This window comes from Serratia fonticola (assembly GCF_001006005.1).
In the GTDB taxonomy this organism is placed as follows: domain Bacteria; phylum Pseudomonadota; class Gammaproteobacteria; order Enterobacterales; family Enterobacteriaceae; genus Chania; species Chania fonticola.
Window position 1 is genome coordinate 524,938 of the sequence record NZ_CP011254.1, and the last position, 24,011, is coordinate 548,948.

A 24,011-nucleotide genomic window follows, 5' to 3' on the forward strand; every position below is an offset into this window, starting at 1 on the left:
AAACGGGAATGTTTCCTGTCCACCTGTTTTACCTACACTGTCCATTCACAGTCTGAACACCAGCGTTCTCTGTTGTCTGTTTCACCAGGGAATAACTCACCTGACACTGTTGGTCTGCTCCACCGCCCCACTTCACGTTCAGTGTGCCGCTGTCTGCCAGACCGGTCAGGTACACCTGGCCATTGTCACCCACGATAAAGCCCTGTGCAGTTTTCTGCGCGGCATCGCTGACCGTGGCACCAAACGGTATTGGCGCACCACCCGTTCTGAGCAACGTCATAAGCACCCGCTGGCCGACATTCGCCTCAAAGTTGGCGCGCACCACAGCCCCACGGGTCGGTACCACGTTCTGAGTGGTCAGCGTCAGGTCGACGTTGTCCGGCAGCGTCTCGGGATTCAACTGCACCTGGTTTTTACGGTATGGGCTGGTGTACGGTACGATGGCATAACCGCGCCAGTCAGTTTTCACCCCAGACTGATTGGTGATACCCACGCCATTCGCCCCCGGCGCTTTCACCAACGCGATAGTTTCACCCAACGGTTGCCCGAAGGTCACCCCATCCTGGTGCGCCACGATCCCGCCTTGCAGGCCGTAGTTCAGACGCTGGCTGTTGCGGTCATAGGCATAACCGGCGTTCACTTCCGCATAGGTGCCTTTATAATCCGCGGTCAGGCTGCCGCTGTTGCCGACCCCCTGACTGCCATAGCCTTCCTGGACGCCCCAGCTCAGGTTTTTGTCCGCCAATGCCGTGCCGTTCAGGCCTACACTGTTGGTCGTGTTACCATTTTTACTAGTATTCAGGTTGTAACTGGCATAGGTATTGCTTAACCAACGATCAAGCGGCACGCTGATGTTGAAGGAGAATACCTGATCGCGGTCATATACTCTGCTACTGCTCCCGTCGTTACTGCCATTGGCCGTCGAGTTCTCGTTGTAGGTGTAGTTCAAGCCGTAGCTGATACCCTTCCAGCTGTTGTTATACCCGCCGCCGATTGAGCGCATCTTGCGATCGCTGTTCCAGTAATCCTCGGCTATCAGGCTCAGCGACAGTGCTCCCGCCCCTTCCCACAGGTTCTGCGTCATGGTCAGTTCGGTACGATTACGCTTGCGTTCATTCAACGGCTGATAGTTCTGATGGTCTCGATAAGTATCCAGCACTTCCTGCAGACTGTAGTAGCCGTCGGTTGAATAACGGTAACCAGCAATCGCAAAGTTGGTGCCCGTCTGCACGATATTCTTGCTGTAGCGGATACGCCACGATTGACCGTTGTCTTTTGGCTGATCCTCCATGGTGGACCATGCCTGAGTCACATCAGTAGATATCGCCCCAAAATCACCGAGGTTTTTACCCAAACCTAACGCCAAAGATTGGTACTTGCTGGCAAACTGGCCGCCACCATAAGCGGTGAAGCCATTACTCAGGCCATAAATGGCCGTACCTTGGCTGAACAGGTTTTTTTCCACACTGCCATCATATGAGCGATATTGACCACTGGTGACGCTGTACTTCAGGCGTCCTTCACGTTGCAACACGGGCAACGAGGCAAAGGGTACGACCAATAACTGTTCGCTGCCGTCGGCTTCTTTGATGGTGACATACAAATCACCGCTGCCCCCGGTAGGGAACATATCGTTGATTTCAAATGCACCCGGTGCCACATAACTCTGGTAAATCACATAGCCGTTCTGGCGGATGATCACTTGCGCGTTGGTCCGTGCAATACCACGGACAATTGGCGCGTAGCCTTTCAGGCTATCCGGCACCATGTCATCATCCGAGGCCAGTTGCGCTCCGCGAAACGGCACGCTGTCAAAAATGTCACTTGGGGAGCTGCTGTCACCCAACGTCATCCGACTTTTCAGGGCAATAATATCGCGCTGCGCATAGGTATACACCGTGTCCCACTTACCCTGGCCGTTGCTGTCACGGTTATAAGTAGTGTAGTTACGCAACCGCCATGACCCTACGTTGATACCTGGACGCAGGTTAGCGTACTGGCTGTTATCATCGCGACCTTCCCCGTTACGGGCATAGTTATTCGCTCCGCTCAGGTTGTAATTGAGCAGTGCGACTGGAATGCCATCATCCCATTGGCTTTCTGGCACATAGCCACGAGCCTTCTGCGAGACAGCCGCCTGCGGAATACTTAATAACAGTTGTTGCGCGCTAAAACGGAACTCGGCACTGGCCTGGGGGATCCCACTCAGGTTGGCACACTGGGCCTTGGCATCACCCAAGCCGGGAAACAGATCGGTCTTCACGCCCATGGCATTCAGTGATGCAACGCTCAAACAGGGCTGCAAGCTCTCTTTACCGCTAGCGTCTTTCTGAATGCGGAACTCGACGTCGCGCGTGTCTTGTTGTTCATTGTTGAGATAGATATCAACACGGTAGGTACCTGGTGCCTGATTGGCTCCATCCTCAAATACGGTCAGATCGGTGCTACCCTGATTCGGGTTATCAATCTCCAGCATCTGGGGGTTAAAGTAGTCACGCGCCTGCGCTCCAAAAGAGATGCTACCTAACAAGGCCAACTGCGCGGCAATCAAATAAGCCAACCGGCTGATACGGGGCGACTGGCCACGTACGTTCCGACTTGTATAGTTATTCATCCATTTTACTCCATTGCCTGCAGGGCGAACCGACAACCCTATGTCCTGTGGCCCCACGACCTTGTAGGGGTCCTGCTAGTTTTTCTGCCTGTAATCAAGAGCAACTCACAGGGAACCGGTGTGGGCATCCCCCACGGCACCGTAATCGCTGATTATTTTCCAACTTATGCTTCCCCCGCTGGTACCTGCTGGCAGCGCAAAGGTCGCCGAACTCATCGGTGCCACATAGGTCACGTCCTTCACGCCCTTACCCGCTACCTTCACTTCCTGGAAGTTCATGTAGAACGGTGTAGGGTTGGTCACCTGCAGATTATTGCCACTGCGGCGCCAGGTCAGTTTCTCAGTCTGATCTTCTGGTGTGCCGTTCAAGCCCTCTGGGCGATAAATCAGCTTAATGCGGGTTTTTACCGCAATCTGCAGCGTGTTCTGGTTGGTGTCCTTGGTTACCGACGGGATAGACTTGATGTTCATCCAGAACATCGACTCTTTATCTGACGGGAGATTGCCACCCGCACGTATCACACGCAGTACGTTCTGCTGACCACCGTCCAGACGGAACAGCGGTGGGGTGATCATAAAGGGGGCTTTCTCAGCGCCACCGGTGGTGGTCTCCACCCAGCTCTGAATGAGATACGGCACTTTGTCTGGGTTGTTGACGCTCAGTGAAGACTCCTTCTTGCCGCCGTCATAAATCAGCCGCGTACCGCCAATAACCACACCGGCCTGGGCAACGCTGGCGCTCGCCAGCAAGGCAACCAACAGCGTGGTGGGAATAAGTTTCATCATTAAAAATCCAATAAAAGAAGGTAAAAAAAGCCGGCAATCACACGCCGGCCCGAAATAGCCATCCGGTGCCCGGAAAGGCACCCAACTAACTTAGTTGTAGACGACGGAGAAGCTAGCCATGGAGTTGGCAGGACCTGCTGTTACAGTCGCAGCAGTAGCGATATAACGCGCCACGAAGTCCAAATCGTTGACTACGCCGACACCAGGCAGCAGTGGGTATGCTTTAGACGCGGTGTATAATGGCAGCACGGTGTTGCTATCGTCAGACAGCTGGATACCTACACCGGTGGCCACGCCACTAACCTGGGTCAGGGCTAATACACTGTTGTCACCCGCCACAGAAGTACCGTCAAACTTGATAGTCGCGCTGCTTACAGTGGCTGGGCAATCTTTCAACTGCAGGGTAAACTTGGTCGCTGCTGCAGTAGAACCAGCACCGGTAAACTCCGTTTTGCTCACTGTACCCAGTTTTACTTCCAGCGGGTTTGCCGGGGTATTAACCGGGACACAAGGGGTTTCGATGATTTCACCGGTGAAGTTCACTTGGCCCACAGCAGCCATTGAAGAGGCAACGCCAAATACAGAGGTAGCCAACACAGCAACAGCAATCAGGTTCTTTTTCATGAAATTTTCCTTAGTAGTTAAAAGCTCGTCAGTAAATAGAAAAAAATTTTCAGTCCAATTTTAAAATTGGTTTTTATTTACATGACTTTTCCATTGTTTATAATTGGCTGAAATAGCCACACAGACAGACACTAACAACAAAAACCAAACCAAAAAAAACCACCATTATTAACAAGAATAATGTAAGTCATATTTAAGCATGTTTTTCCTTGCTAAGGTTTTTCCTATCTGTTACTGCACATTATCCATATATTTAATTACTGCTCAACAAGATTTTAGTTCAAATATGCATCAAAAGTCCCTTTTTAGACCATGGAATTAATTTTGTTTTTTCCCTCCCCCAACATCACCAGAATAATAGCATGCAACCTATTACTGGATTAATTCTCAATTCGTTTCATGACAGAGATGGCTTTGTTGAATAAATCGAACTTCTTACGGCAATCAGGATCAGATCACCACATCCCTGACCTTGTAGTGGTATCTCGTGGCAAAGCAGAAGTTCAAAATCACCAACTGGACAGCCTACAACAAGGCGCTTATAAACCGTGGGTCTCTCACATTTTGGGTGGATGAGTCGGCCATCCAGGCCTGGTACGACGAGCCAAAAGTATCTTCACGAGGGCGTCCACAACGTTATTCTGCATTAGCGATTTCCACCGTACTGATGCTCAAACGTGTCTTTCGCCTCACGCTACGTGCTGCTCAGGGCTTCATTGACTCCATTTTTACGTTAATGAAGCTCCCGCTTCGTTGCCCGGATTATTCCTGCGTCAGCAGACGAGCGAAGTCCGTCTGCACCCCGTTTAAAAACCCCACACGCGGTGAGATTGCCCATCTCGTTATCGATTCCACCGGCTTAAAAGTTTTCGGTGAGGGCGAGTGGAAGGTTAAAAAGCACGGTCAGGAAAAGCACCGCGCCTGGCGAAAACTGCACCTCGCCGTGGATGCCGAAACCCACGAGGTTATCTGTGCTGACCTGTCACTGAACAACGTGACCGATGCGGAGGCATCAGGATAAGAAGGGCCAAGAGATCAAACAGCAAATGGAGTTATTACAGGATTAACTCAGATATTGCCTCCTTCTAGGGGGCATCGTGTAAAGCCACCCCCTCAGGAGGTGGTCTTTTACACTTACTACTCTCTGAAAATTATTATTGATATGTTATTTGCAGCGTCGCCAAAGCATTCGCACTACCCGGTGTAACGGTCGTTTGTGTTTGATAATACTTTGCTTTTAAAGGGTAAGTCACTAATCCGTCTGGCGACACACCAAGAGCAAGTGGCTCATTCAGTTTCAAGAGTTGTGAATTATAAGACAACTGAACACCCACCCCTCCTGCTACCCCTGCAGAGCCCTGACCAGTTAAGGCAAGTACGCTGTTATTGCCGCTAACATCTGGATTTTGAACGCCATTAAGTGTAACCTTCACATTGTACCCAGCATCACATTCCAGACCTAAATTCTGCGTACTTTCGGCAGCCGGTGAGAATCCAACAGTATTACTAAACTCTGACTGGTTAACGTCCCCTATCGGGAATGATAAATTTTCTGTTGTTATTGTACAACCGGTCGGATTTACCGAACCACCTCTCAGATCCACTTCCGTACCCTTGAAAAATGTTGGAGACAAACTAATAGCATTAATTTCGAATAACTTTCCTGGGGTCAGCGAGCCGCCGCCGACAGGGTCACTAACTTTATAGACCCGTATCTGAATTCCCCCAGGAAAATTTACACCGTTAGCTGACGGGTATACTATGGGATTAAACTGATAATACAAACCAATACCAGGAATATTTGTCTGCCAAACATTACTACCCCAGGGAGCAGGAGTGGCGAAAACCCCGCCATTGACCCGATATTCAGTCCTAAAGTTCGTTGAACAGTAAATAACACTTGGTACCTGTGAATCAGAATAGACAGTTTTTATTAATGTCCCTATCGGCAGGCCCCGGGGTACATTTATTTCACCAATATCCACATACATTGGAGCATAATGACCCACACTTCCATAATTACATTCCGCATAGCTATGGGCTATAGTCAATATAGGGAGGCATATCAGCAGTATTAATCTCAGTATCAATTTCATTTTCTACTACCCATCGGCATTTTGCAGTGATAATTGCAATTGGCAAGTTAATGTTTTTACTCGGGAGTGGAATGGTTACATGACATTGTTCATTACCAGCTCACCCCCAACTAATCAACAGCAATTGCAGAAGCAACGCCAAATACAGAAGTAACCAACACAGTAACAGCAATCAGGTTCTTCTTCATGAAAAACTCCTTAATAGTTAAATACTCGCCAGTAAATATAAAAACAAACCCCATCCAATTTTAAAATTGGATTTTATTTACATGACTTTTCCATTATTTATAATTGCTGAAATAGCCACACAGACAGATACCAACAACGAAACTCAAACCAGAACAAACCGCCACTATTAACTAGAATAATGTTAGATATGGTTAAAAACGTTTTTCCTTGCTAAGGTATTTCCTATCTTCTGTTGCATATTATCCATATGTTTAATTACCATTCAACAAAATTCCGGTTCAAATATGCATCAAAAGTCCATTTTTAGACCGTGGGATTAATTTTTTCCCTCCCCAACATCACCAGAATAATAGCATGCCACCTATTACTGGATTAATTCTCAATTCGTTTCATGACAGAGATGCAATCAATGGGAGGTGATGTTTTAGGCGTCAGAACGTAACAAACGATTTGCTGGTGAGTAGGCTAGCAGCTTTCACTGGGGAACAACAATGGGGTTAGGGTGGGAGATTTGTTAGGGATAAACATGTTCGGGCGCAGCATGCGACTAGCGTAGTTGAGATTGAACAGCAGTAGAGGCACATAGGCGTGCCTCTACTAAAAGCATCACTATTTGGTTAACGCGATAATGCCCAACGTCAGGCCAGCTACCGCTGCCGCCCCGCCTGCAATCGCCCCGGCGGTTTCCCAGTTATCCTGAGTGGTGCCTTTCATGCAGGTATTGGTATGTACCAAACGGCCTTGGTCATCATAGACCGGTACGCAAGGTGATTCGGTAGCACACCCGGACAGTAAAACGGCCAGCAGGCCCGCAGCAATAAACTTACTCATACTCACACCTCGGCGTTCAACAGCCAAAAAAACAGCAAAATGAATGAAAATCGCGCCACTGTACCACCGATGCCTATCGCGATGGATCCGGAATAGTCGCAAAATGTGTGGGGGTGAAACAAATAAATTCGGGCCTGCGATGGCAGCGTTGGCTGATGTTTTATCTCGCTGCCTTCAACACCTGACGGACTCAGCATGATAAAAAGAATAGATGAGGGAGTTCAGCATGTTGCCTCCCCTCACCGCTAGCGCTGTTGATATTTTCTGATGGCAGGCTTGAGCAAACCGCCAAACACATTGACCAGCAAGCCCACAATGATCACCAATGCACCGATCATTTGTTGCAATGATAGCCTTTCGCCTAATAGCCATGCGGCAGAGAGAATACCGATAACCGGCACCAGCAGCGTCAACGGCGCAACGCGCCAGGTTTCATAGCGGCTCAACAGATTACCCCAGATGCCATAACCCATAATGGTGGCAACAAACGCCAGATAGATCAGCGCCAGAATGGTTTCACCTTGAATATGCACCAGGCTGTCAATCAACAGCGCTTGCCCCTCAAACAACCATGAACACATGAAGAACAGCACCACCGGTACGGGCGTGCTCCACACCACCAGTGACATGATCGGCACATTGCGATCGCGCATAATCACCTTATTAGTGATATTCCCCAGACCCCAAGATAACGCTGCGGCCAGCGTCAACATCATGGTGGTCAGCGTGATGCCCGCCGTTGTTTGCCCAGCCATGCCCGCACTAGCCAACATAAACATGCCAACGGTGGCAATCATAATCCCGGCAATATGGTTCCATTTCAGCTTTTCGGCCAACAGCAGCGCGCCGAGCAAAATGGTAAAGAAAGCCTGAGCCTGCAGCACCAGTGATGCCAAACCCGCAGGCATGCCAAGCTTGATGGCCATAAACAGGAAAGCGAACTGACCAAAGCTGATGGTGATGCCGTACGCCAGCATCCAACGGAGAGGGATATTCGGTGGTTTGACAAACAGGATGGCCGGGAACATCACCAGCGCAAAACGCAGGCCTGCGAGTAGAAACGGTGGCATGCCATACAGCCCAACTTTAATCACCACAAAGTTCAGCCCCCAGGCCACCACCACGAACAGCGCCAATAACCTATCCTTCACTGACATCATGCATTCCTTTTATTTCCCATAGAGAGGCTGCAACCTCGTCAGGCCAGCGGCCACCGTATCAAGATGATTTATTGTTTATAGCCGAAATGTTAGCATTACCGGGCGGCATAAGATGCTGCTGCACCACCTCTCGTATTATCGCGGCTGCTGAACCCCGATAAACCGATGAGGCATTAACATGACTGACATACGTGGCCGGGCCTGGCGCCTGGTGAATAACAAACGCAACAAACACAGTGAAATGGGGGATTTTCAACCCAAGTTCACCAAAGAGAAACGGTGGAAAATGCTCTACACCCGCTCACATAAAATAACGCGAGCGAGTCAATTGGGTATTGAGTATCCGCAGATATCCCGCGCCGTAGCCCGGCGTAACGCACTTGATGAGATCGATTGACCATGAATGTGCTGTTTGTCTGCAGCCGTAACCAATGGCGCAGCCCAACCGCAGAGCGCATATGGCACAGAACTCCCGGCCTGACCGCAAGGTCGGCCGGGACCAGCCGTAATGCCATAAAAACGGTGACGCCGGAGTTGTTGCACTGGGCGGATATGATTTTTGTCATGGAGCAAAAACACAAAAACCGTCTGGTTGCCGAGTATCGCCGCCTGCTGGAACATAAGCCCCTGCATGTTCTCGATATCCCCGATGACTATCAATATATGGATCCTGAACTTATCACGCTGCTAGAGCAATCTACCGAGCCGTTCCTGGCGCCTTTCATCAAAAAATAGATCTACGTTCACAACCTAGGGGCGCAGCATGCGGCCCCCCCTACGACAAAGCGAGCTGATTTATGCCTGTGGTGGCGTTCCTTCAGCATTAGCGACCACGACATCGATAGCGATTAACGCCCCTTTACATAAAGCCGATACGCCAATGGTTCTGCGTGCAGGAATGCCAGCGGGGAAGAAGGTGGTATAAACTTCATCAACAGCGGCAATATCGGCGATATTTCCAAGAGAAATATTGACCTTAACCACATCGTCCATCGCGTGGTTGATGCTGGTTAAAATGGCCTTGATGTTAGCTAAACACTGCTTAGCCTGCGCACTTACGCCGCCAGCGACTACCTCACCCGTTTTGGGATCGACAGGCAGTTGAGCCGACAGATGGTTGTAATGGGAAAACGCGACCGTCTGGGTAGATAAAGCACATCTTGGGGCATTGGCCGTATTGTTGGCCTTAATGATCAGCCCATGTCTGTCTTCCACGGCTTGTGGCGGAGTGCCATCCCCGTGTGACACCACGGCTTCAATTTGTACCAAAGCATCCATAGGTAAAGCGGAAGCTGCAATTACCGCCCGTGCAGGCAGATAGCCTGCGGCCCGGGCGATAGCCGAGTCAGGGAAAAAGGTGCTGTAGACTTCATTTACGGCTTCAATATCCGCCAGATTTTTCAGGAAGAGATTAACTTTAACAATATCATCCACAGGCACGTCAATACTGGCTAAAATCGCCTTGATGTTTTTTAAACACTGCGCCGCCTGCTCTTTTACACCACCAGCCACCAACCTGCCGGTCTTTGGATCGATAGGTAGTTGAGCCGACAGATTATTATAATGAGAGAAAGCCACGGTTTGCGTAGATAGCGCACTTATTGGTGCGTTTTCCGTGTTATTGGTCAGCTTGATCAGATCGCCTGCTTGCGGTGCATGTGGAATTGTCCCTTCACCGTTTGAAACCAGGGCTTCAATTTGTATCAAAGCCCCCATAGGTAAAGCATCAACGACGACGACCGTCCGCGTGGGGACATAGGCAGGAAAGAATGACTTATAAACCAGATCTACCACGTCAACATCTTTGATATTCTTGACGAATACGGTGATTTTAACCACGTCACTCATCGCATGGTTGATGCTGTCTAAAATGGCTTTGATATTGTTAAAGCACTGCTCGGCCTGTGCTTTTATCCCCCCGGCAATTAATTTACCCGTTCTCAGTTCGATAGGTAGCTGAGCCGATAAATTATTATAATGAGAAAAAGCCACGGTTTGTGAATAGGGCCCAATACTTTTGGGCGCATTTTCCGTATTCCTTGCTAATACTGCGTTATAGCCACTCATCAGAGCACTCACCTTTTTTTAGTTTGCATTTAGTGGGTTACGTGACAAACACGGACTCCACCTCGCTACCAGCACTTGCCACGGCTCCATTCGGGCAGCATGACCTTTTGAACCCGAGGTTTACCTATGCATTTCTTCTGCCAAAAGATGAGATTGATGCTGCGATTTTCTGCTTAACCTATTCACTCCCACCATTATTCAAATAAAGCCACGCGTATCAGGGGGAAACAAATTGAGCCCCTATCGATGAAAACACCTGGTGAGCTCAACCACGGAAACATTGCCATAATCGCTATTTGCCTTTGTCATTTGAGGGCTCGTTGCGAACGCCGGACGCTATCGCGCCCTGCGCTTTTTCATCGCGCCATTGCTTACGCAAAGAAAACATTTTCTCCAGGGCACGTCGTATGGTGGCGATCCAGCCGGCTGGCCGTGGATCCGCCAACATGCTTAATGCACGTGCATAGTCAAGCGTCAGCCCTGGTGTCCAAGCCATCGTTTTTGCGCGTTTACGTATTTGCACTGCCACCCATAATTCCGGTGTCGTGAGAATTTTACTCAACACCCACCAGTGGCCACGTTGTCCCCATATCTTGCTCACTACGCCTTCCAGCGCCGCTTCAAGACCCCGTGCCACACTGCTTGAGCAATTACGATGCGTTAGATTATACGTATTGTCTTCACGATAAACTTCCCAGAACCGTTGCAGACGTTCAGCATCGTAGTTTCTGATCCGCACACGCTGGGTTGAAGGACACCATGCACCTGACTCAGTCACATAATCCGGTTGGAATTTCCCTTCAACATTATTGTCTGCGGTTGCCCGCAGCAAACGGGTAAATTGATCCGGCGACCGGTCAATATCGACCGCTGGATACAAACTGATATAAATACCTTCCGGAGATTCAAGTGCAGCATGGCCAGTGGAAATCACCCCATTTTTATCCACCGCAGCAATATAACGATCAATCACAGGATGAGGCACCGTTTTACTCTTCGAGGATCCCACTGGAGTCCAGACATGTATGGTCAGTGCAGCTTCATCATCGGCCGGAGGGCCTTCCCACTCAGTCACCAAAGGCGTGGTTACTGCACTACTGGCTTCCTCAGCGGCCTTATTACCCAAAACTGCGGGGTTGACCTCCAGCTTTTTGACGCGCATCGCCAACATAACCATATTCCACCCACCAAACATCAACCCCAGTCCTAAACAATAAGGCACGGTGCCGACATAATGGGTCGGATAGGGCTGAAAGAAGAAAATAGCTAACATGACTTCCAATACACCGCCAGCCATCACCAACTTCCAGTTTTTATAGCGCACGACCCCAGCAGAGGCAATTTGCAATAGTCCATCGGCCAAAAACAACGTGCCAAAAATCATCGATAAAATAAAGTGGCCATGGTGTTGCCCACTCAATATCAATACCGCGGCCAGTGAAAATGCGCCTCCTTTTACATAACGCAAAGTACGTTGCCCGCCAATGCCGGTATGCGCGACCATCAACGTTGCCAGCCCCTCAACCAACAACAGGAAAGCGAAGGGATGCAAAGGGAAATAAATCGCGTTATCCAACGCATCGATGAAAACGATCAAGCCCGCTAACACGCCTAACCAACCGGCAGTCATCAACCCTCGCCAGCGGTTACGCAAATAATCTACCCCAAGTAAAATCATTACCAACCGAACCATGCCTTATCCCCTCTAATTGTAAGGCAGCTTGTCAGATCTACGCAGAAGTGGTTTTCCAAGATGGCATGAGTATAGTTTCCACCTCTGAAATCACGCAATTTGTGCAGTTTCAAACTGCATAGGTGCAACTACACATTGCTATACAAGATAGTGGGTTGATTAGGGAAACACGGGTTAAACCAAGTTGATATGGAATAGGATAAAAACGCTGTTAAATCAGGGAGTAGTTGATTTCAGTGGAGTTTTGGGAGACTTGAGATTGGAGCGGGTGAAGGGAATCGAACCCTCGTATGCAGCTTGGGAAGCTGCCGTTCTACCATTGAACTACACCCGCTTAGGTGTGCGATTGGCATTATAACCGGTTATGCGCGCCGGGCAAGCGAAGATAACGCATAACTGCCGATGTTTTAAGCGGTTAGCAACAACCGGTTCTCTTCGGGCGAAAAAAAACCGGCACAGTCGCCTGTACCGGCTTAATCACTCAGCAAACGTTACTTGCTCGGGCGCATGGCCGGGAACAGGATCACGTCGCGGATGGTGTGGCTGTTGGTCAACAGCATCACCATACGGTCGATACCGATGCCCAGTCCTGCAGTTGGCGGCAAGCCGTGTTCCAGTGCGGTGACGTAATCTTCGTCGTAGAACATCGCTTCGTCGTCACCAGCATCTTTCGCGCTAACCTGATCGGCAAAACGCTGCGCCTGATCTTCTGCGTCGTTCAGCTCCGAGAAGCCGTTACCGATTTCACGCCCGCCGATGAAGAATTCGAAACGGTCGGTGATTTCCGGGTTCTCGTCGTTACGACGTGCCAGCGGAGAAACCTCTGCCGGGTACTCGGTGATGAAGGTTGGCTGGATCAGATGGCTTTCTGCGGTCTCTTCGAAGATCTCGGTAACCACGCGACCCAGACCCCAGCTCTTCTCTACCTTGATGCCGATTGATTCGGCAATCGCTACCGCGCTAGCCATCTCGTTCAGATCGTCGAGGTTGGTTTCCGGGCGGTATTTCTTGATCGCTTCGCGCATGGTCAGCTTTTCAAACGGCTTGCCGAAGTCGAACACCTCATCACCATAAGGCACCTTGACGTCACCCAACACGTCCTGCGCCAGCGTACGGAACAGCGACTCGGTCAGCTCAATCAGGTCTTTGTAATCCGCATACGCCATATAGAGTTCCATCATGGTGAACTCTGGGTTATGACGCGGGGAAACACCTTCGTTACGGAAGTTACGGTTGATCTCGAACACGCGCTCGAAGCCACCTACCACCAGGCGCTTCAGATACAGCTCTGGCGCGATACGCAGGTACATGTCGATGTCCAACGCGTTGTGGTGAGTAACAAACGGACGAGCAGACGCACCGCCAGGGATCACCTGCATCATCGGGGTTTCGACTTCCATAAAGCCTCGGCCCACCATGAAGTTACGGATCGCCGCCATCACCTGCGAACGGATCTTGAAGGTGTTACGGGATTCTTCGTTGGCGATCAGATCCAGATAACGCTGGCGATAACGGGTTTCCTGATCGGCCAGGCCGTGGAACTTGTCTGGCAACGGACGCAGTGCTTTGGTCAGCAGGCGCAGTTCGGTGCAGTGGATAGACAATTCGCCAGTTTTGGTCTTGAACAGCTTACCGCGTGCGCCGAGGATATCGCCCAGGTCCCATTTCTTGAACTGCTCGTTGTAAACGCCTTCAGGCAGATCGTCGCGTGCGACGTAGAGCTGAATGCGGCCACCCACGTCCTGCAGCGTCACGAAGGAGGCTTTACCCATGATACGGCGGGTCATCATACGGCCAGCCACGGTCACTTCGATACCCAGTGATTCCAGCTCTTCGTTTTCTTTGCTGCCGTATTCGGCATGCAGCTTGTCGGAGGTGGTATCACGACGGAAGTCGTTCGGGAACGCAATGCCGTTCTCGCGCAGCGCGGCCAGTTTTTCACGGCGTGACTGCAGCTCGTTGTTGAGATCCAACGCCTGTTCGGCGCCTTGTGCTTGTTGCTCAGACATTTCTGTTCCTCATAACCCGGCTTTCAAACTTGCCTCAATGAATTTATCCAGGTCGCCATCCAGTACGGCCTGCGTATTACGTGTTTCGACGTTGGTGCGCAAATCCTTGATGCGGGAGTCATCCAGCACGTAAGAACGGATTTGGCTGCCCCAGCCGATATCGGACTTGTTGTCTTCCAGCATTTGCTTGTCAGCATTTTTCTTTTGCATCTCGTATTCATACAGCTTGGCGCGTAGCTGTTTGAATGCCTGATCCTTGTTCTTATGCTGAGAGCGATCGTTCTGGCACTGCACCACAATGTTGGTTGGCAAGTGGGTAATACGCACCGCCGACTCGGTTTTGTTAACGTGCTGACCACCGGCACCGGAGGCGCGGTAAACGTCAATGCGCAGATCGGCCGGGTTGATTTCGATATCGATATCGTCATCCACTTCCGGATAGATAAATACGGAACTGAAAGAGGTATGGCGACGGCCGCCGGAATCGAATGGGCTCTTGCGTACCAGGCGATGCACGCCGGTTTCAGTACGTAACCAGCCAAACGCGTAGTCGCCGATAATCTTGATGGTTGCCGATTTCAGGCCCGCGACGTCGCCGTCGGACTCTTCAATCACTTCCGTTTTAAAGCCTTTGGATTCCGCCCAACGCAGGTACATGCGCAGCAGCATGCTGGCCCAGTCCTGCGCTTCGGTGCCGCCGGAGCCTGCCTGGATATCCAGATAGCAGTCCGCGCTGTCGTATTCACCAGAGAACATACGACGGAATTCTAATTGTTCCAGCTTGGCGCTCAGTTGATCGAGCTCAACTACGGTCTCGTTGAAGGTGTCTTCGTCTTCCGCCTCAACCGCCAGTTCTAGCAGGCCAGTGACGTCTTCACAGCCCTGTTCCAACTGATCGATGGTTTCGACAATGGCTTCCAGCGACGAGCGCTCTTTGCCTAATGCCTGTGCGCGTTCAGGTTCGTTCCAAACGTCCGGCTGTTCCAGCTCGGCGTTAACTTCTTCTAAGCGTTCTTTCTTGGCATCATAGTCAAAGATACCCCCTGAGAACGGCTGTCCGCTCGGACACATCCTGAATGCGGTTTTTTACCGGATTAATTTCAAACATGATTTTTTGCGTTCTTACGTTGATGTCGTCGATGGCGAAATGCCATTGGAACCGGTAATTCTAGCGGATCCAGCGGCCAGTTTATAGCGAGTTGGTCAGTTTTTGTGGGGGATCGGCGATCGGATGCAGGAATCAACATGTGGCACGTTAAGTCCCCCCTCCCTTTGGGAGAGGGGCCAGCAGGTTAACGCGGCCAGAGGTGTTGGATTAGCAACTGCACGTTACGGTTGCCACGGAACTCATTCACGTCCAGTTTGTACGCCAGTTCCACTTCTTTGATGCTGCTGTCCGGCCACTGTGTGGTGTCGATGTTGAAGGCGATACCGTCCAACAATGGGCCGCCACCGAGCGGTTCGATCATCAGCTTCAGGTGTTTCTCGCCCACCAGCCGCTGTTGCAGGATACGGAACTTGCCGTCAAAGGTTGGCTCAGGAAACGCCTGCCCCCACGGCCCGCCCTCACGCAGAAGCTCTGCGGTGGTCAGGGTCAGTTCCTGCATCATCAGTTCGCCATCCGACCAGATCACGCCTTCCAGCATCGCCGGATCGAGCCATTCGCCGACCAGCTCGCCAAAACGCTGGCGGAACTCGTCAAACTTGGCCTCTTCCAGCGACAAGCCCGCCGCCATCGCATGGCCGCCGAACTTCATCATCAGCCCAGGATTCAGGGTATCGAGCCGCTCCAGCGCATCACGCATATGCAACCCGGCTACCGAGCGGCCAGAGCCTTTCAGAATGCCGTCGCCCGCAGGGGCAAAGGCGATCACCGGGCGATGGAAACGCTCTTTAATGCGCGAAGCCAGAATACCCACCACGCCCTGATGCCATTCTGGGTGATACATCGCTAACCCGTAAGGCAGTTCAGTGGTAGTGCGTTCCAGTTGATCGCACAGCTCCAGCGCCTCCACCTGCATCCCCTGCTCAATCTCACGCCGGGTCTGGTTGAGCGCGTCGAGATCGTTGGCCAACATACGCGCCTGGGCAATATCGTCGCTCAACAGCATGGCTACGCCGATCGACATATCGTCCAGCCGCCCTGCCGCGTTCAGCCGTGGCCCAAGGGCAAAGCCGAGATCGCTGGCCGCCAATTGCCGCGCATCGCGGTTGGCCACTTCCAGCAGAGCGCGAATACCTGGCCGACACTTGCCAGCCCGGATGCGGTTCAGCCCCTGATACACCAGAATACGGTTGTTGGCATCCAGCGGCACCACGTCCGCCACCGTGCCCAGCGCCACCAGATCCAGCAATTCGGCCAGATTAGGCATAGCCAGCGCACGCTGTTCAAACCAGCCACTTTCACGCAGCTTGGCCCGCAAAGCCAGCATCAGATAAAAGGCAACACCGACACCAGCCAGGGATTTGGAGGGAAAATCGCAGTCACGCAGGTTCGGGTTAACGATCGCCTCTGCCGCAGGCAAAGTATCCCCCGGCAGATGGTGATCGGTGACCAGCACCTGTATTCCCAAGCCGTGCGCAACGTCAACGCCCGCATGCGAGGAGATACCGTTATCGACCGTGACGATCAGCTCAGCACCCCGAGCCGCCGCCTGCTCCACCACTTCGGGACTCAGGCCATAACCATCTTCAAAACGGTTGGGTACCAGATATTCGATGGAGCTACAGCCCATGCTGCGCAAGGCCAGCACCGTCAGTGCGGTACTGGTGGCGCCGTCGGCATCAAAGTCGCCCACCACCATGATGCGGCGGCCATCGGCCAGTGCCTGCTGCAATATCGCTACCGCAGCATCGATACCGCTCAACTGTTGCCAAGGCAACATACCCTTGACGCTACGCTCCAGCTCCTGCTCGCCCTTAACTCCGCGCAATGCGTATAAGCGGCGCAACAGGGGGGGCAGGCTGGCGGGTAAATGGCTGGCATCTGCCGCCTCGCGGCGGCGTAATTGGGTTTTAATACTCACCGTGACTTATTTCGTGGCTGCGGAGGCTGCATGCGCATCCAACATCGCGGCCATCTCTTTCGGCCCTTGGTAGCCAGGGACAACCATGCCGTTTTTCAGCACGATAGCCGGGGTGCCGTTGATACCAAACTGTACGCCCAGCGCATAATGCTGGCTGATATCGGTTTTGCAGGTTGCCGGAGACACCGCGTCGCCCTTCATGGCAGCATCGAAGGCTTTAGCCCGGTCTGCGGTACACCAGATGGAACGCATATCTTTCTCTGCCTGAGATTCCAGCCCCTGACGCGGGAACGCCAGATAGCGCACGGTGATCCCCAGATCGTTGTACTCTTTCATCTGCTCGTGCAGCTTGTGGCAATAGCCACAGGTGATATCGGTAAACACGGTGATCACGTGTTTCTCTTTCGGCGCTTTGTAGACGATCATCTGATCTTTCAGCGCTTCCAGACGGGTCATCAACAGCTGGTTAGTCACGTTGACCGGCTCACCGCCGCTGACGTCATACAGTGGCCCTTGCAACACGTGTTTGCCATCTTCCGTCACATACAGCGTGCCGCCTTCGGTCAATACGGTTTTCAAACCGGCGACCGGCGAGGGTTGCACGTCTGCCTGCTTAATGCCCAGGCTACCTAGTGCTTTCTGAATGGCTGCATCGTCAGCATGGGCCGCGCCAGTAACCGAAGCCACCAGCAGGGAGAGCAGCATTAAACCTTTTTTCATTCTTCCAATCCTTTCGATCCCTGCGCGTCAGGCGCGCGGGTGATGCTGTTGATGTAGCTGTTTCAATCTTTCAGTGGCTACATGAGTATAAATTTGTGTGGTTGAGAGGTCGCTATGCCCCAATAACATCTGTACGACACGAAGATCGGCCCCATGGTTCAGTAAGTGGGTGGCGAAAGCGTGGCGCAGCACATGCGGAGACAGCCGTTCGCTGTCGATACCCGCTAGGATCGCATAGTGTTTAATCCGATGCCAGAACGTCTGGCGGGTCATTTGCTGGCTGCGGTTGCTGGGGAACAGCACATCTAGCGTCTGGCCGTTCAGCATCCAGGGCCTGCCGTGTTCCAGATAATTTTCGATCCAGTACACCGCTTCTTCACCCAACGGCACCAGGCGCTCTTTGTTGCCTTTACCGATCACCCGCACCACGCCCTGGCGCAGGCTGACATCGCTGATGGTCAACCCCACCAGTTCCGACACGCGCAACCCGGTGGCATACAACACCTCGAGCATAGCCTTGTCACGCAGCTCCAACGGTTGATCGACGCAAGGTGCCTGTAGCAAGGCCTCAACCTGGGCTTCGCTCAGATCCTTGGGTAACCGCTGCGGTAATTTGGGCGAGGCCAGCAACGCGGTGGGGTCATCCGCCCGCATTTTTTCACGGTTGAGATATTGGAACAGGCGGCGCATCGCGCTTAACAACCGGGCTGAACTGGTCGCTTTATATCCTCCCTCCACCCGTTCGGCGAGAAAGGCCTGTAAGTCCAACGCTTCGGCCTGTAACAGGCTGCGGTTGTTGAGAGCCAACCAACCGGCCAGCGCCTGTAAATCGAGCCGATAAGAGGCCAGCGTATTCTCTGCCAGATTGCGTTCGATCCACAACGCATCCAGGAATTGCTCAATCAGCGCACTGTCTTGCTGTTGCACGCGGTCCCCTCTTCATTATCTTCATACCCTATGGATTTCAAGCTGCAGCTTGAAAGACGACGGGTATATGCCACAGGCATTATGCCTTAAGGTATACTCGTTGCAATTCTACCTACGGCATTATAAATGGTTTAAACATGAAGATTGGTCTGTTTTACGGCTCCAGCACCTGCTACACCGAGATGGCGGCAGAAAAAATCCGTGAGATTCTGGGTGAAGACCTGGTCGACCTGCACAACCTGAAAGACGTTTCCCCCAAGCTGATGGAAGACTATTCCATCCTGATCCTGGGTATTCCAACCTGGGATTTTGGTGAGCTGCAAGAGGATTGGGAAGCGATCTGGCCGCAACTGACTGAACTAGACCTGAAAGGCAAGATCGTCGCCATGTACGGGATGGGCGATCAGTTGGGTTATGGCGAATGGTTCCTGGATGCGCTGGGGATGTTACACGACCAGCTTGCCCCACAGGGCGTGCAGTTTATCGGTTTCTGGCCGATTGACGGGTTTGAATTTACCAGCCCCAAACCGCTCAGCGCCGACGGCAAACACTTTGTTGGCCTGGCGCTGGATGAAGTGAATCAATACGACCTGAGCGAAGAACGCCTGCAACAGTGGTGTGAACAGATCCTGCTGGAGATGGAACCTCTGCTGTAACGCAACGGGCGCAGCATGCTGCGCCCCTACATCACGAACTCCGAGCTAAATTTGTAGGGGTCGAACATGTTCGACCCGACAATCTTACTTCCACAATCTGAAACGGCTATCGCCATTACTGGCTGGCGTCTCAGCGGTTTCTGGCTCGGCAGCGTTGCCCTTCAAGCGAGCCGGGTCGGCCACCTGATACCAGTCCAGCTTACGTGTCAGCAGCATAATGCCTGCCAGCACCCCGAACAGCAGCACCGACCCTAATACCAGCGCGTTATCTTCCGACTGCAACAGCATATACAGAATGCCATACAGCAATAGCAGACTGGCGGCGAACAGCATGCCACGGCGCATCCCGCGCAGTACCGCGCTGAGGTAGAAGGCAATCAGTCCGCTGCAGGCCACACTTGCCAGCAGGTAGGCCACGTCGAACCCCAGATGTTCCGAGAAAGCCAGCAGGATCAGATAGAACAGCACCAGCGCCGCCCCCACCAGCAGATACTGGATCGGGTGTACCCGCAGCCCGGTCAGGGTTTCGAACAGGAAGAACGCCATAAACGTCAGCCCCAGGAACAGCACCGCATACTTCACCGCCCGCTCGGTCAGTTGATAGTGATCGACCGGTTCGATCAGGCTGGTGGTGAAGGTCGGCAGCTTTTCCTCTTCCATAATGCCGTTGTCATACATGAAGGCGCTATTGATGTTGTTGGCAAACCAGGTGCTGCGCCAGCGGGCAGAGAAGCCTCTATCGGTCACCTTGCGCTCATCCGGCAGGAAGTTGCCCAGGAAGTTCGGGTGCGGCCAGTTGCTTTGCAGCAGCAGTTCGGAACTACGCCCTACCGGCACCAGGGACAAGCTGCTGGTCCCTGCCAGGTTCAGTGTGAAATCCGCCGTCAGCCCTTCTTTCTGCAACGAGGCCAGGGCTAGAGGCGCATGGATCCCCTGAGAAAGCCCGCTGACCAAAGTACCCGGCTCAAACTTGGCCTGCTGTTGAATGCCGTTGAGGGCAGAAATGCTTTTGATACCGCGAGAATCGCTCAATGACACCATCAGGAAGGGTTGGCCAACCGTGATGTTGCTATGCTGCAAATCCTCCAGATCGGGTTGGCCGAATTTCACCTGGAAATCCAGTGGCCCCTGATACACCTGAGTCTGGTAGATACCCAGCTTGCGGATCTCAACGTTTGGCCTGCCATTCACCACCAAGGATTCGGGCAAGACAAAGCGTTGATAGCGGCTGGTCTCTATCTTGATTTCACCTTTTTCATTCTTCTTCTCTTCTCGCAAGGTGTAAGGGATCACGATCACTGGCCCAAGAATACGCTGCGCCCGGCTGGTGCTTTCACTCACTTGCCCCACCACGCTCTGGCGATAGCCGCTGCGTTCCTGTACCACATCCATGAGCATACCCACCGGGATCATCATCAGGATCATCAATCCCAGCAGAGTGGTTATTTTCCAAAACAGTACCGATTTAAACATCGTGGCAGACTCCTTGTAGGTAATGTCGCTACGATAGAGTCGGCAAGTGAAATCAGAATGTGGTTATGTGAAGAGAAGGTGAAGTGCGGGCAATAAGTTGTAATCAGAGAGGTAAAGTGAGGATAGCCTTCGCGCCGGTGGGTTGCAGGTTTTGCAAACGGATGGTGCCACGATGCAGGCGCGCCACTTCCTGCACAAAGTTCAGGCCCAGGCCGCTGCTCTTGGGTTTATCTTCCCGCGCCAGGGAATAGAAACGTTCAAACACTTTATCCAGCGCATAGTCGGGTATGCCGCTGCCGGTATCGCAAAGGGTGATCTGGTAGTGATGCTCTAACCGCTCGCCATCGATACTTACCGAGCCACCAGCAGGGGTGAAATCAAGGGCGTTGTCCAGCAGGTTGCTCAGCGCCTGCCCCAGTAAAAAGGCATCCCCGGTCAGTGAGGTTTCAGCTAACTCTCCCAGTTTGATCGTGACACCACGCTGCGCAGCTTGTGCTTCTTTGCCCGCGACAATCTGCCGGACTAACGGCACCAGCGCTACCGCAGCCAATTCCAAACCGGGCCGGCTTTCTAACTGCGCCTGCACCAACAGCTTATCGACCAATTGCTGAATGCGGGCGCTCTGCTGTTCGATGTTGGTCAAAAAGCGTTTCGCCGTCGCGGGAGGCGGTGATTCCTGGAGGAGTTCCGCCGCGCCACGGATCGCCGCCAGCGGGCTTTTCAACTCGTGAGTCAGGGTATGCACATACTGCTCAATATAGGCCTTGCCCTCCAGCTTCATGCGCATGCTTTCCAGCGCTTGCGCCAGTTGGGTCAGCTCAACGCTGCCCATGCGTGGTAACGGCACCGCCTCGCCGTGCGCCACTCCGTCGGCATAGCGAACCAGACGGTTAATCGAGCGGTTAATCCACCAGACGAAGCCCAGGCCGATCGCCAGCGCAATCCCCAGAAGCACCGCGCCCGCCAGCAAAATACGCCGTTCGCTGCGGCGGATCACCGGAGCCATGGTGCTGTTGGGCTTGCCGACGCTCAACACGCCGATAATCTGCCCTTGCTCTACCACCGGTGCGGCGACATACATCACCGAACTGCTCTCATCTTCGGCAATCGTTCGGGTGCTACGCGCACCGTATTGGCCACGTAATGTCAGATAAACATCATTCCAACGGGAGTAATCCTGCCCCAGCGCCTGGCCTGATGAATCGAAAATCACCTTGCCGCGCCCATCGGTAAGATAGACGCGATATTCGTTACGATCTTTGCGGATCCCGGCAATATTGGCCCCGATCGGCCTCTTATTAAGCTGGGCGATAGCCTGTGCTAACTGGCCTTTTGCCGCATCCCCATGTCTCATATCCAGCCGCGCCACCTGCGCCAGCAGGTTGGCAGTATCCACCAGAGTGCCTTCGGTGGCACGCCGTACGCCAGGTTTGACCTCCTGAACGAAAATGCTCAGTACGAAATAGCCCGCCACCGCCACAATCAGGAAATAGCCCAACAGCAGGCGCAGGCCAATCCTCATGGCTGGCGGCTCACGCTATAGCCTAAGCCACGATGGGTATGGATCGGGGGTTCTGCGGCGTCGATCGCCCGCAGTTTGGCCCGCAGCGTTTTGATATGGGTATCGACGGTACGATCCAGGCTCTCTTCCGCCTGGGCCCAAACGATATCCATCAACTGCTGGCGGGAGAACACCCGGCCAGGCGCTTGCAACAGGGTTTTCAACAACAGGAATTCATAGCGGGTCAGCGGCAGCGGCTGTTGGTGGTAGCAGATCGTGGCCCCCTCTTCATCCAGGCTGAAGGCGCCAAAATGATAGAGAGTCGGCTGCTGCAAGCGCTGCTGTTTGTGTAAACGCCGCAGGATCGTGCGTACACGAGCGCTAACCTCACGCGGGGAAAAGGGTTTGGCGACATAGTCATCGGCACCGATTTCCAGCCCGATCAGGCGATCGAGCTCGCCGCTACGGGCGGTAAGGAACAGGATCGGTAAATCCGCCGCCTGCGCCAGCAGCCGACGGCAAAGCTCAAAACCGTTGATATCGGGCAGACCGACGTCGAGGATCACCAACGCCGGTAAGCCCTGTTGCAGAGCCTGCAAAGCAGGCTCGCCACGTTCAAACCAACGCACCTGAAAGCCTTCGCTCTCTAGGGTATAAATCAGCGTATCCGCAATGCTGGGCTCGTCTTCTACCAGCCAAAGCAGCGGTTTCATTATACGTCCTCGTCGGTAGCGGATTGTTCAAACAACAACCCCTGACGCAGTTGGCGCCAATCCGCTTTGCTCATGGAATCCGAAGCCAACCACAGCCGATGGCGTTTCTTGCCGTCGATCTGCTGAAGCGACAGTAAAATACCGAACCCAGGCATCCAGGGCTTGTTCACCATCAGCCATTCCTGGCCATGCCACTCAATCCGGCGTTCAGCCAGCAACCGCAGTTCTCCCTGCCTGGATGCAATGCGCTTTTGGCTGCGAATGCACTCAAACACCACCAACGTCAACAGCACCAACCAAATCGGGCCATAGCCTTCCGGCCACGGGGCGATCAGGATCAGCAAAATCAGCAGGCCGTGAGTCAACAACGAGATTAACTGGGTACGCCAGGAAACGCGGACATCACATCGCCACTGGGCCACGGGCTTTATTTCGCGTTTGGATCAGGGACACCATTCTCTGCAGATCTTGATCGTGCGGAGCGCCATGATTCATCAGCCAGTTAAACAAATCGGGGTCGTCACATTCGAGCAAGCGGATGAATACGGCCTTGTCTGCATCACTCAGCGTATCGTATTCATGTTCGAAAAACGGCATGATCGAGATATCCAACTCGCGCATGCCGCGGCGGCAGGCCCAGTGAATACGTGCTTTATTATTAATATCCATGTTGTTATGACTAACCTCTTTTCGGCATGGCTTGCCATGCTCTTGGGCAACCGACACTTGGTATGGCAACGCGCGCGCAATTTAATTCCGTCAGCCAACGATTTGAGTGCAATTGGGTCTCGTTGGCCGTAAGCGCCTAGAGTAACAATTTGACATACTCGCCGGGAAGGGCGTTCACCCAACAAAACGTAAAATGTCAAAAAAAGCGCTGCCTGGTAATAACTGTTTGCAAAGCCAGCCACCTCTTTTACCATGGT

The 24,011-nt window shown here is 52.7% G+C and carries 21 protein-coding genes, 1 tRNA gene and 1 pseudogene; 4 read left to right on the forward strand and 19 right to left on the reverse strand.

The window, feature by feature from the left end; genetic code table 11:
- Positions 1-28: 28 nt before the first annotated feature.
- From WN53_RS02225 to WN53_RS02235, 3 genes are all read right to left on the reverse strand, one after another.
- Positions 29-2,614, reverse strand: a complete 2,586-nt coding sequence (locus WN53_RS02225; protein ID WP_024484991.1) for a fimbria/pilus outer membrane usher protein — start codon at positions 2,612-2,614, stop codon at positions 29-31.
- A 105-nt stretch (positions 2,615-2,719) separates the two neighbouring features.
- On the reverse strand, positions 2,720-3,397 hold the full coding sequence (locus WN53_RS02230) for a fimbrial biogenesis chaperone (RefSeq protein ID WP_024484990.1): 678 nt from the start codon (positions 3,395-3,397) through the stop codon (positions 2,720-2,722).
- 93 nt (positions 3,398-3,490) lie between these two features.
- A complete protein-coding gene (locus WN53_RS02235; RefSeq protein ID WP_024484989.1) occupies positions 3,491-4,024 on the reverse strand; it encodes a fimbrial protein in 534 nt (177 codons plus the stop codon).
- A gap of 487 nt (positions 4,025-4,511) precedes the next feature.
- Here WN53_RS02235 and WN53_RS02240 point away from each other — a divergent pair.
- Positions 4,512-5,036 (forward strand): annotated as a pseudogene (locus WN53_RS02240) (IS5 family transposase); the annotation flags it as partial.
- Between the two features lie 142 nt (positions 5,037-5,178).
- Here the strand turns inward: WN53_RS02240 and WN53_RS27035 are convergent.
- From WN53_RS27035 to WN53_RS02250, 3 genes are all read right to left on the reverse strand, one after another.
- A complete protein-coding gene (locus WN53_RS27035; RefSeq protein ID WP_080660708.1) occupies positions 5,179-6,120 on the reverse strand; it encodes a fimbrial protein in 942 nt (313 codons plus the stop codon).
- Between the two features lie 798 nt (positions 6,121-6,918).
- The gene (locus tag WN53_RS02245; protein WP_021179822.1) at positions 6,919-7,140 is read right to left on the reverse strand and encodes a hypothetical protein; all 222 of its coding nucleotides are present in this window, start codon (positions 7,138-7,140) and stop codon (positions 6,919-6,921) included.
- Positions 7,141-7,385: 245 nt separating this feature from the next.
- Positions 7,386-8,297 carry an EamA family transporter gene (locus tag WN53_RS02250; protein ID WP_024484987.1) on the reverse strand — a complete coding sequence of 304 codons (912 nt, stop codon included), beginning with the start codon at positions 8,295-8,297 and terminating at the stop codon, positions 7,386-7,388.
- A 181-nt stretch (positions 8,298-8,478) separates the two neighbouring features.
- On the opposite strand from WN53_RS02250, the gene WN53_RS02255 reads away from it, so the two are divergent.
- Together WN53_RS02255 and WN53_RS02260 are read left to right on the forward strand one after the other, a co-directional pair.
- Complete coding sequence (locus WN53_RS02255; RefSeq protein WP_024484986.1) at positions 8,479-8,697, forward strand: hypothetical protein; 219 nt, start codon at positions 8,479-8,481, stop codon at positions 8,695-8,697.
- Positions 8,698-8,699: 2 nt separating this feature from the next.
- Complete coding sequence (locus WN53_RS02260) at positions 8,700-9,035, forward strand: low molecular weight protein tyrosine phosphatase family protein (protein WP_024484985.1); 336 nt, start codon at positions 8,700-8,702, stop codon at positions 9,033-9,035.
- A 60-nt stretch (positions 9,036-9,095) separates the two neighbouring features.
- On the opposite strand, the gene WN53_RS02265 is transcribed toward WN53_RS02260, so the two are convergent.
- The 8 genes from WN53_RS02265 to xerD form a co-directional block, all read right to left on the reverse strand.
- A complete protein-coding gene (locus WN53_RS02265; protein WP_024484984.1) occupies positions 9,096-10,367 on the reverse strand; it encodes a RidA family protein in 1,272 nt (423 codons plus the stop codon).
- A gap of 292 nt (positions 10,368-10,659) precedes the next feature.
- Complete coding sequence (locus WN53_RS02270) at positions 10,660-12,060, reverse strand: HdeD family acid-resistance protein (RefSeq protein ID WP_024484983.1); 1,401 nt, start codon at positions 12,058-12,060, stop codon at positions 10,660-10,662.
- Between the two features lie 260 nt (positions 12,061-12,320).
- Positions 12,321-12,394 (reverse strand) — tRNA-Gly (locus WN53_RS02275).
- A gap of 157 nt (positions 12,395-12,551) precedes the next feature.
- Positions 12,552-14,069 carry a lysine--tRNA ligase gene (gene lysS / locus WN53_RS02280; protein ID WP_021806189.1) on the reverse strand — a complete coding sequence of 506 codons (1,518 nt, stop codon included), beginning with the start codon at positions 14,067-14,069 and terminating at the stop codon, positions 12,552-12,554.
- 9 nt (positions 14,070-14,078) lie between these two features.
- Positions 14,079-15,177 (reverse strand): peptide chain release factor 2 gene (gene prfB / locus WN53_RS02285; RefSeq protein ID WP_098929871.1). Its coding sequence is split into 2 segments (ribosomal slippage): positions 14,079-15,101 and positions 15,103-15,177, totalling 1,098 coding nucleotides; the frame shifts between segments, so codons are not numbered across the junction.
- A 184-nt stretch (positions 15,178-15,361) separates the two neighbouring features.
- A complete protein-coding gene (gene recJ, locus WN53_RS02290) occupies positions 15,362-17,095 on the reverse strand; it encodes a single-stranded-DNA-specific exonuclease RecJ (RefSeq protein ID WP_046807996.1) in 1,734 nt (577 codons plus the stop codon).
- Between the two features lie 6 nt (positions 17,096-17,101).
- Positions 17,102-17,815, reverse strand: coding sequence for a bifunctional protein-disulfide isomerase/oxidoreductase DsbC (dsbC, locus tag WN53_RS02295; RefSeq protein ID WP_021179812.1), 714 nt, complete (start codon positions 17,813-17,815; stop codon positions 17,102-17,104).
- A gap of 27 nt (positions 17,816-17,842) precedes the next feature.
- Complete coding sequence (xerD, locus tag WN53_RS02300; protein WP_021179811.1) at positions 17,843-18,742, reverse strand: site-specific tyrosine recombinase XerD; 900 nt, start codon at positions 18,740-18,742, stop codon at positions 17,843-17,845.
- 137 nt (positions 18,743-18,879) lie between these two features.
- Between xerD and fldB the strand changes: the two genes are divergently transcribed.
- A complete protein-coding gene (gene fldB, locus WN53_RS02305; protein WP_021179810.1) occupies positions 18,880-19,398 on the forward strand; it encodes a flavodoxin FldB in 519 nt (172 codons plus the stop codon).
- Positions 19,399-19,482: 84 nt separating this feature from the next.
- Here fldB and creD read toward each other — a convergent pair whose 3' ends face one another.
- From creD to sdhE, 5 genes are all read right to left on the reverse strand, one after another.
- The gene (creD, locus tag WN53_RS02310) at positions 19,483-20,871 is read right to left on the reverse strand and encodes a cell envelope integrity protein CreD (RefSeq protein WP_024486353.1); all 1,389 of its coding nucleotides are present in this window, start codon (positions 20,869-20,871) and stop codon (positions 19,483-19,485) included.
- 103 nt (positions 20,872-20,974) lie between these two features.
- Positions 20,975-22,393 carry a two-component system sensor histidine kinase CreC gene (creC, locus tag WN53_RS02315; protein ID WP_024486354.1) on the reverse strand — a complete coding sequence of 473 codons (1,419 nt, stop codon included), beginning with the start codon at positions 22,391-22,393 and terminating at the stop codon, positions 20,975-20,977.
- Positions 22,390-23,085 carry a two-component system response regulator CreB gene (gene creB, locus WN53_RS02320; protein ID WP_024486355.1) on the reverse strand — a complete coding sequence of 232 codons (696 nt, stop codon included), beginning with the start codon at positions 23,083-23,085 and terminating at the stop codon, positions 22,390-22,392. The genes creC and creB overlap by 4 nt, the downstream gene beginning before the upstream one ends.
- Positions 23,085-23,507, reverse strand: coding sequence for a protein YgfX (locus WN53_RS02325; protein WP_024486356.1), 423 nt, complete (start codon positions 23,505-23,507; stop codon positions 23,085-23,087). The genes creB and WN53_RS02325 overlap by 1 nt, the downstream gene beginning before the upstream one ends.
- On the reverse strand, positions 23,488-23,754 hold the full coding sequence (gene sdhE, locus WN53_RS02330; protein ID WP_024486357.1) for an FAD assembly factor SdhE: 267 nt from the start codon (positions 23,752-23,754) through the stop codon (positions 23,488-23,490). The genes WN53_RS02325 and sdhE overlap by 20 nt, the downstream gene beginning before the upstream one ends.
- Positions 23,755-24,011: the final 257 nt, after the last annotated feature.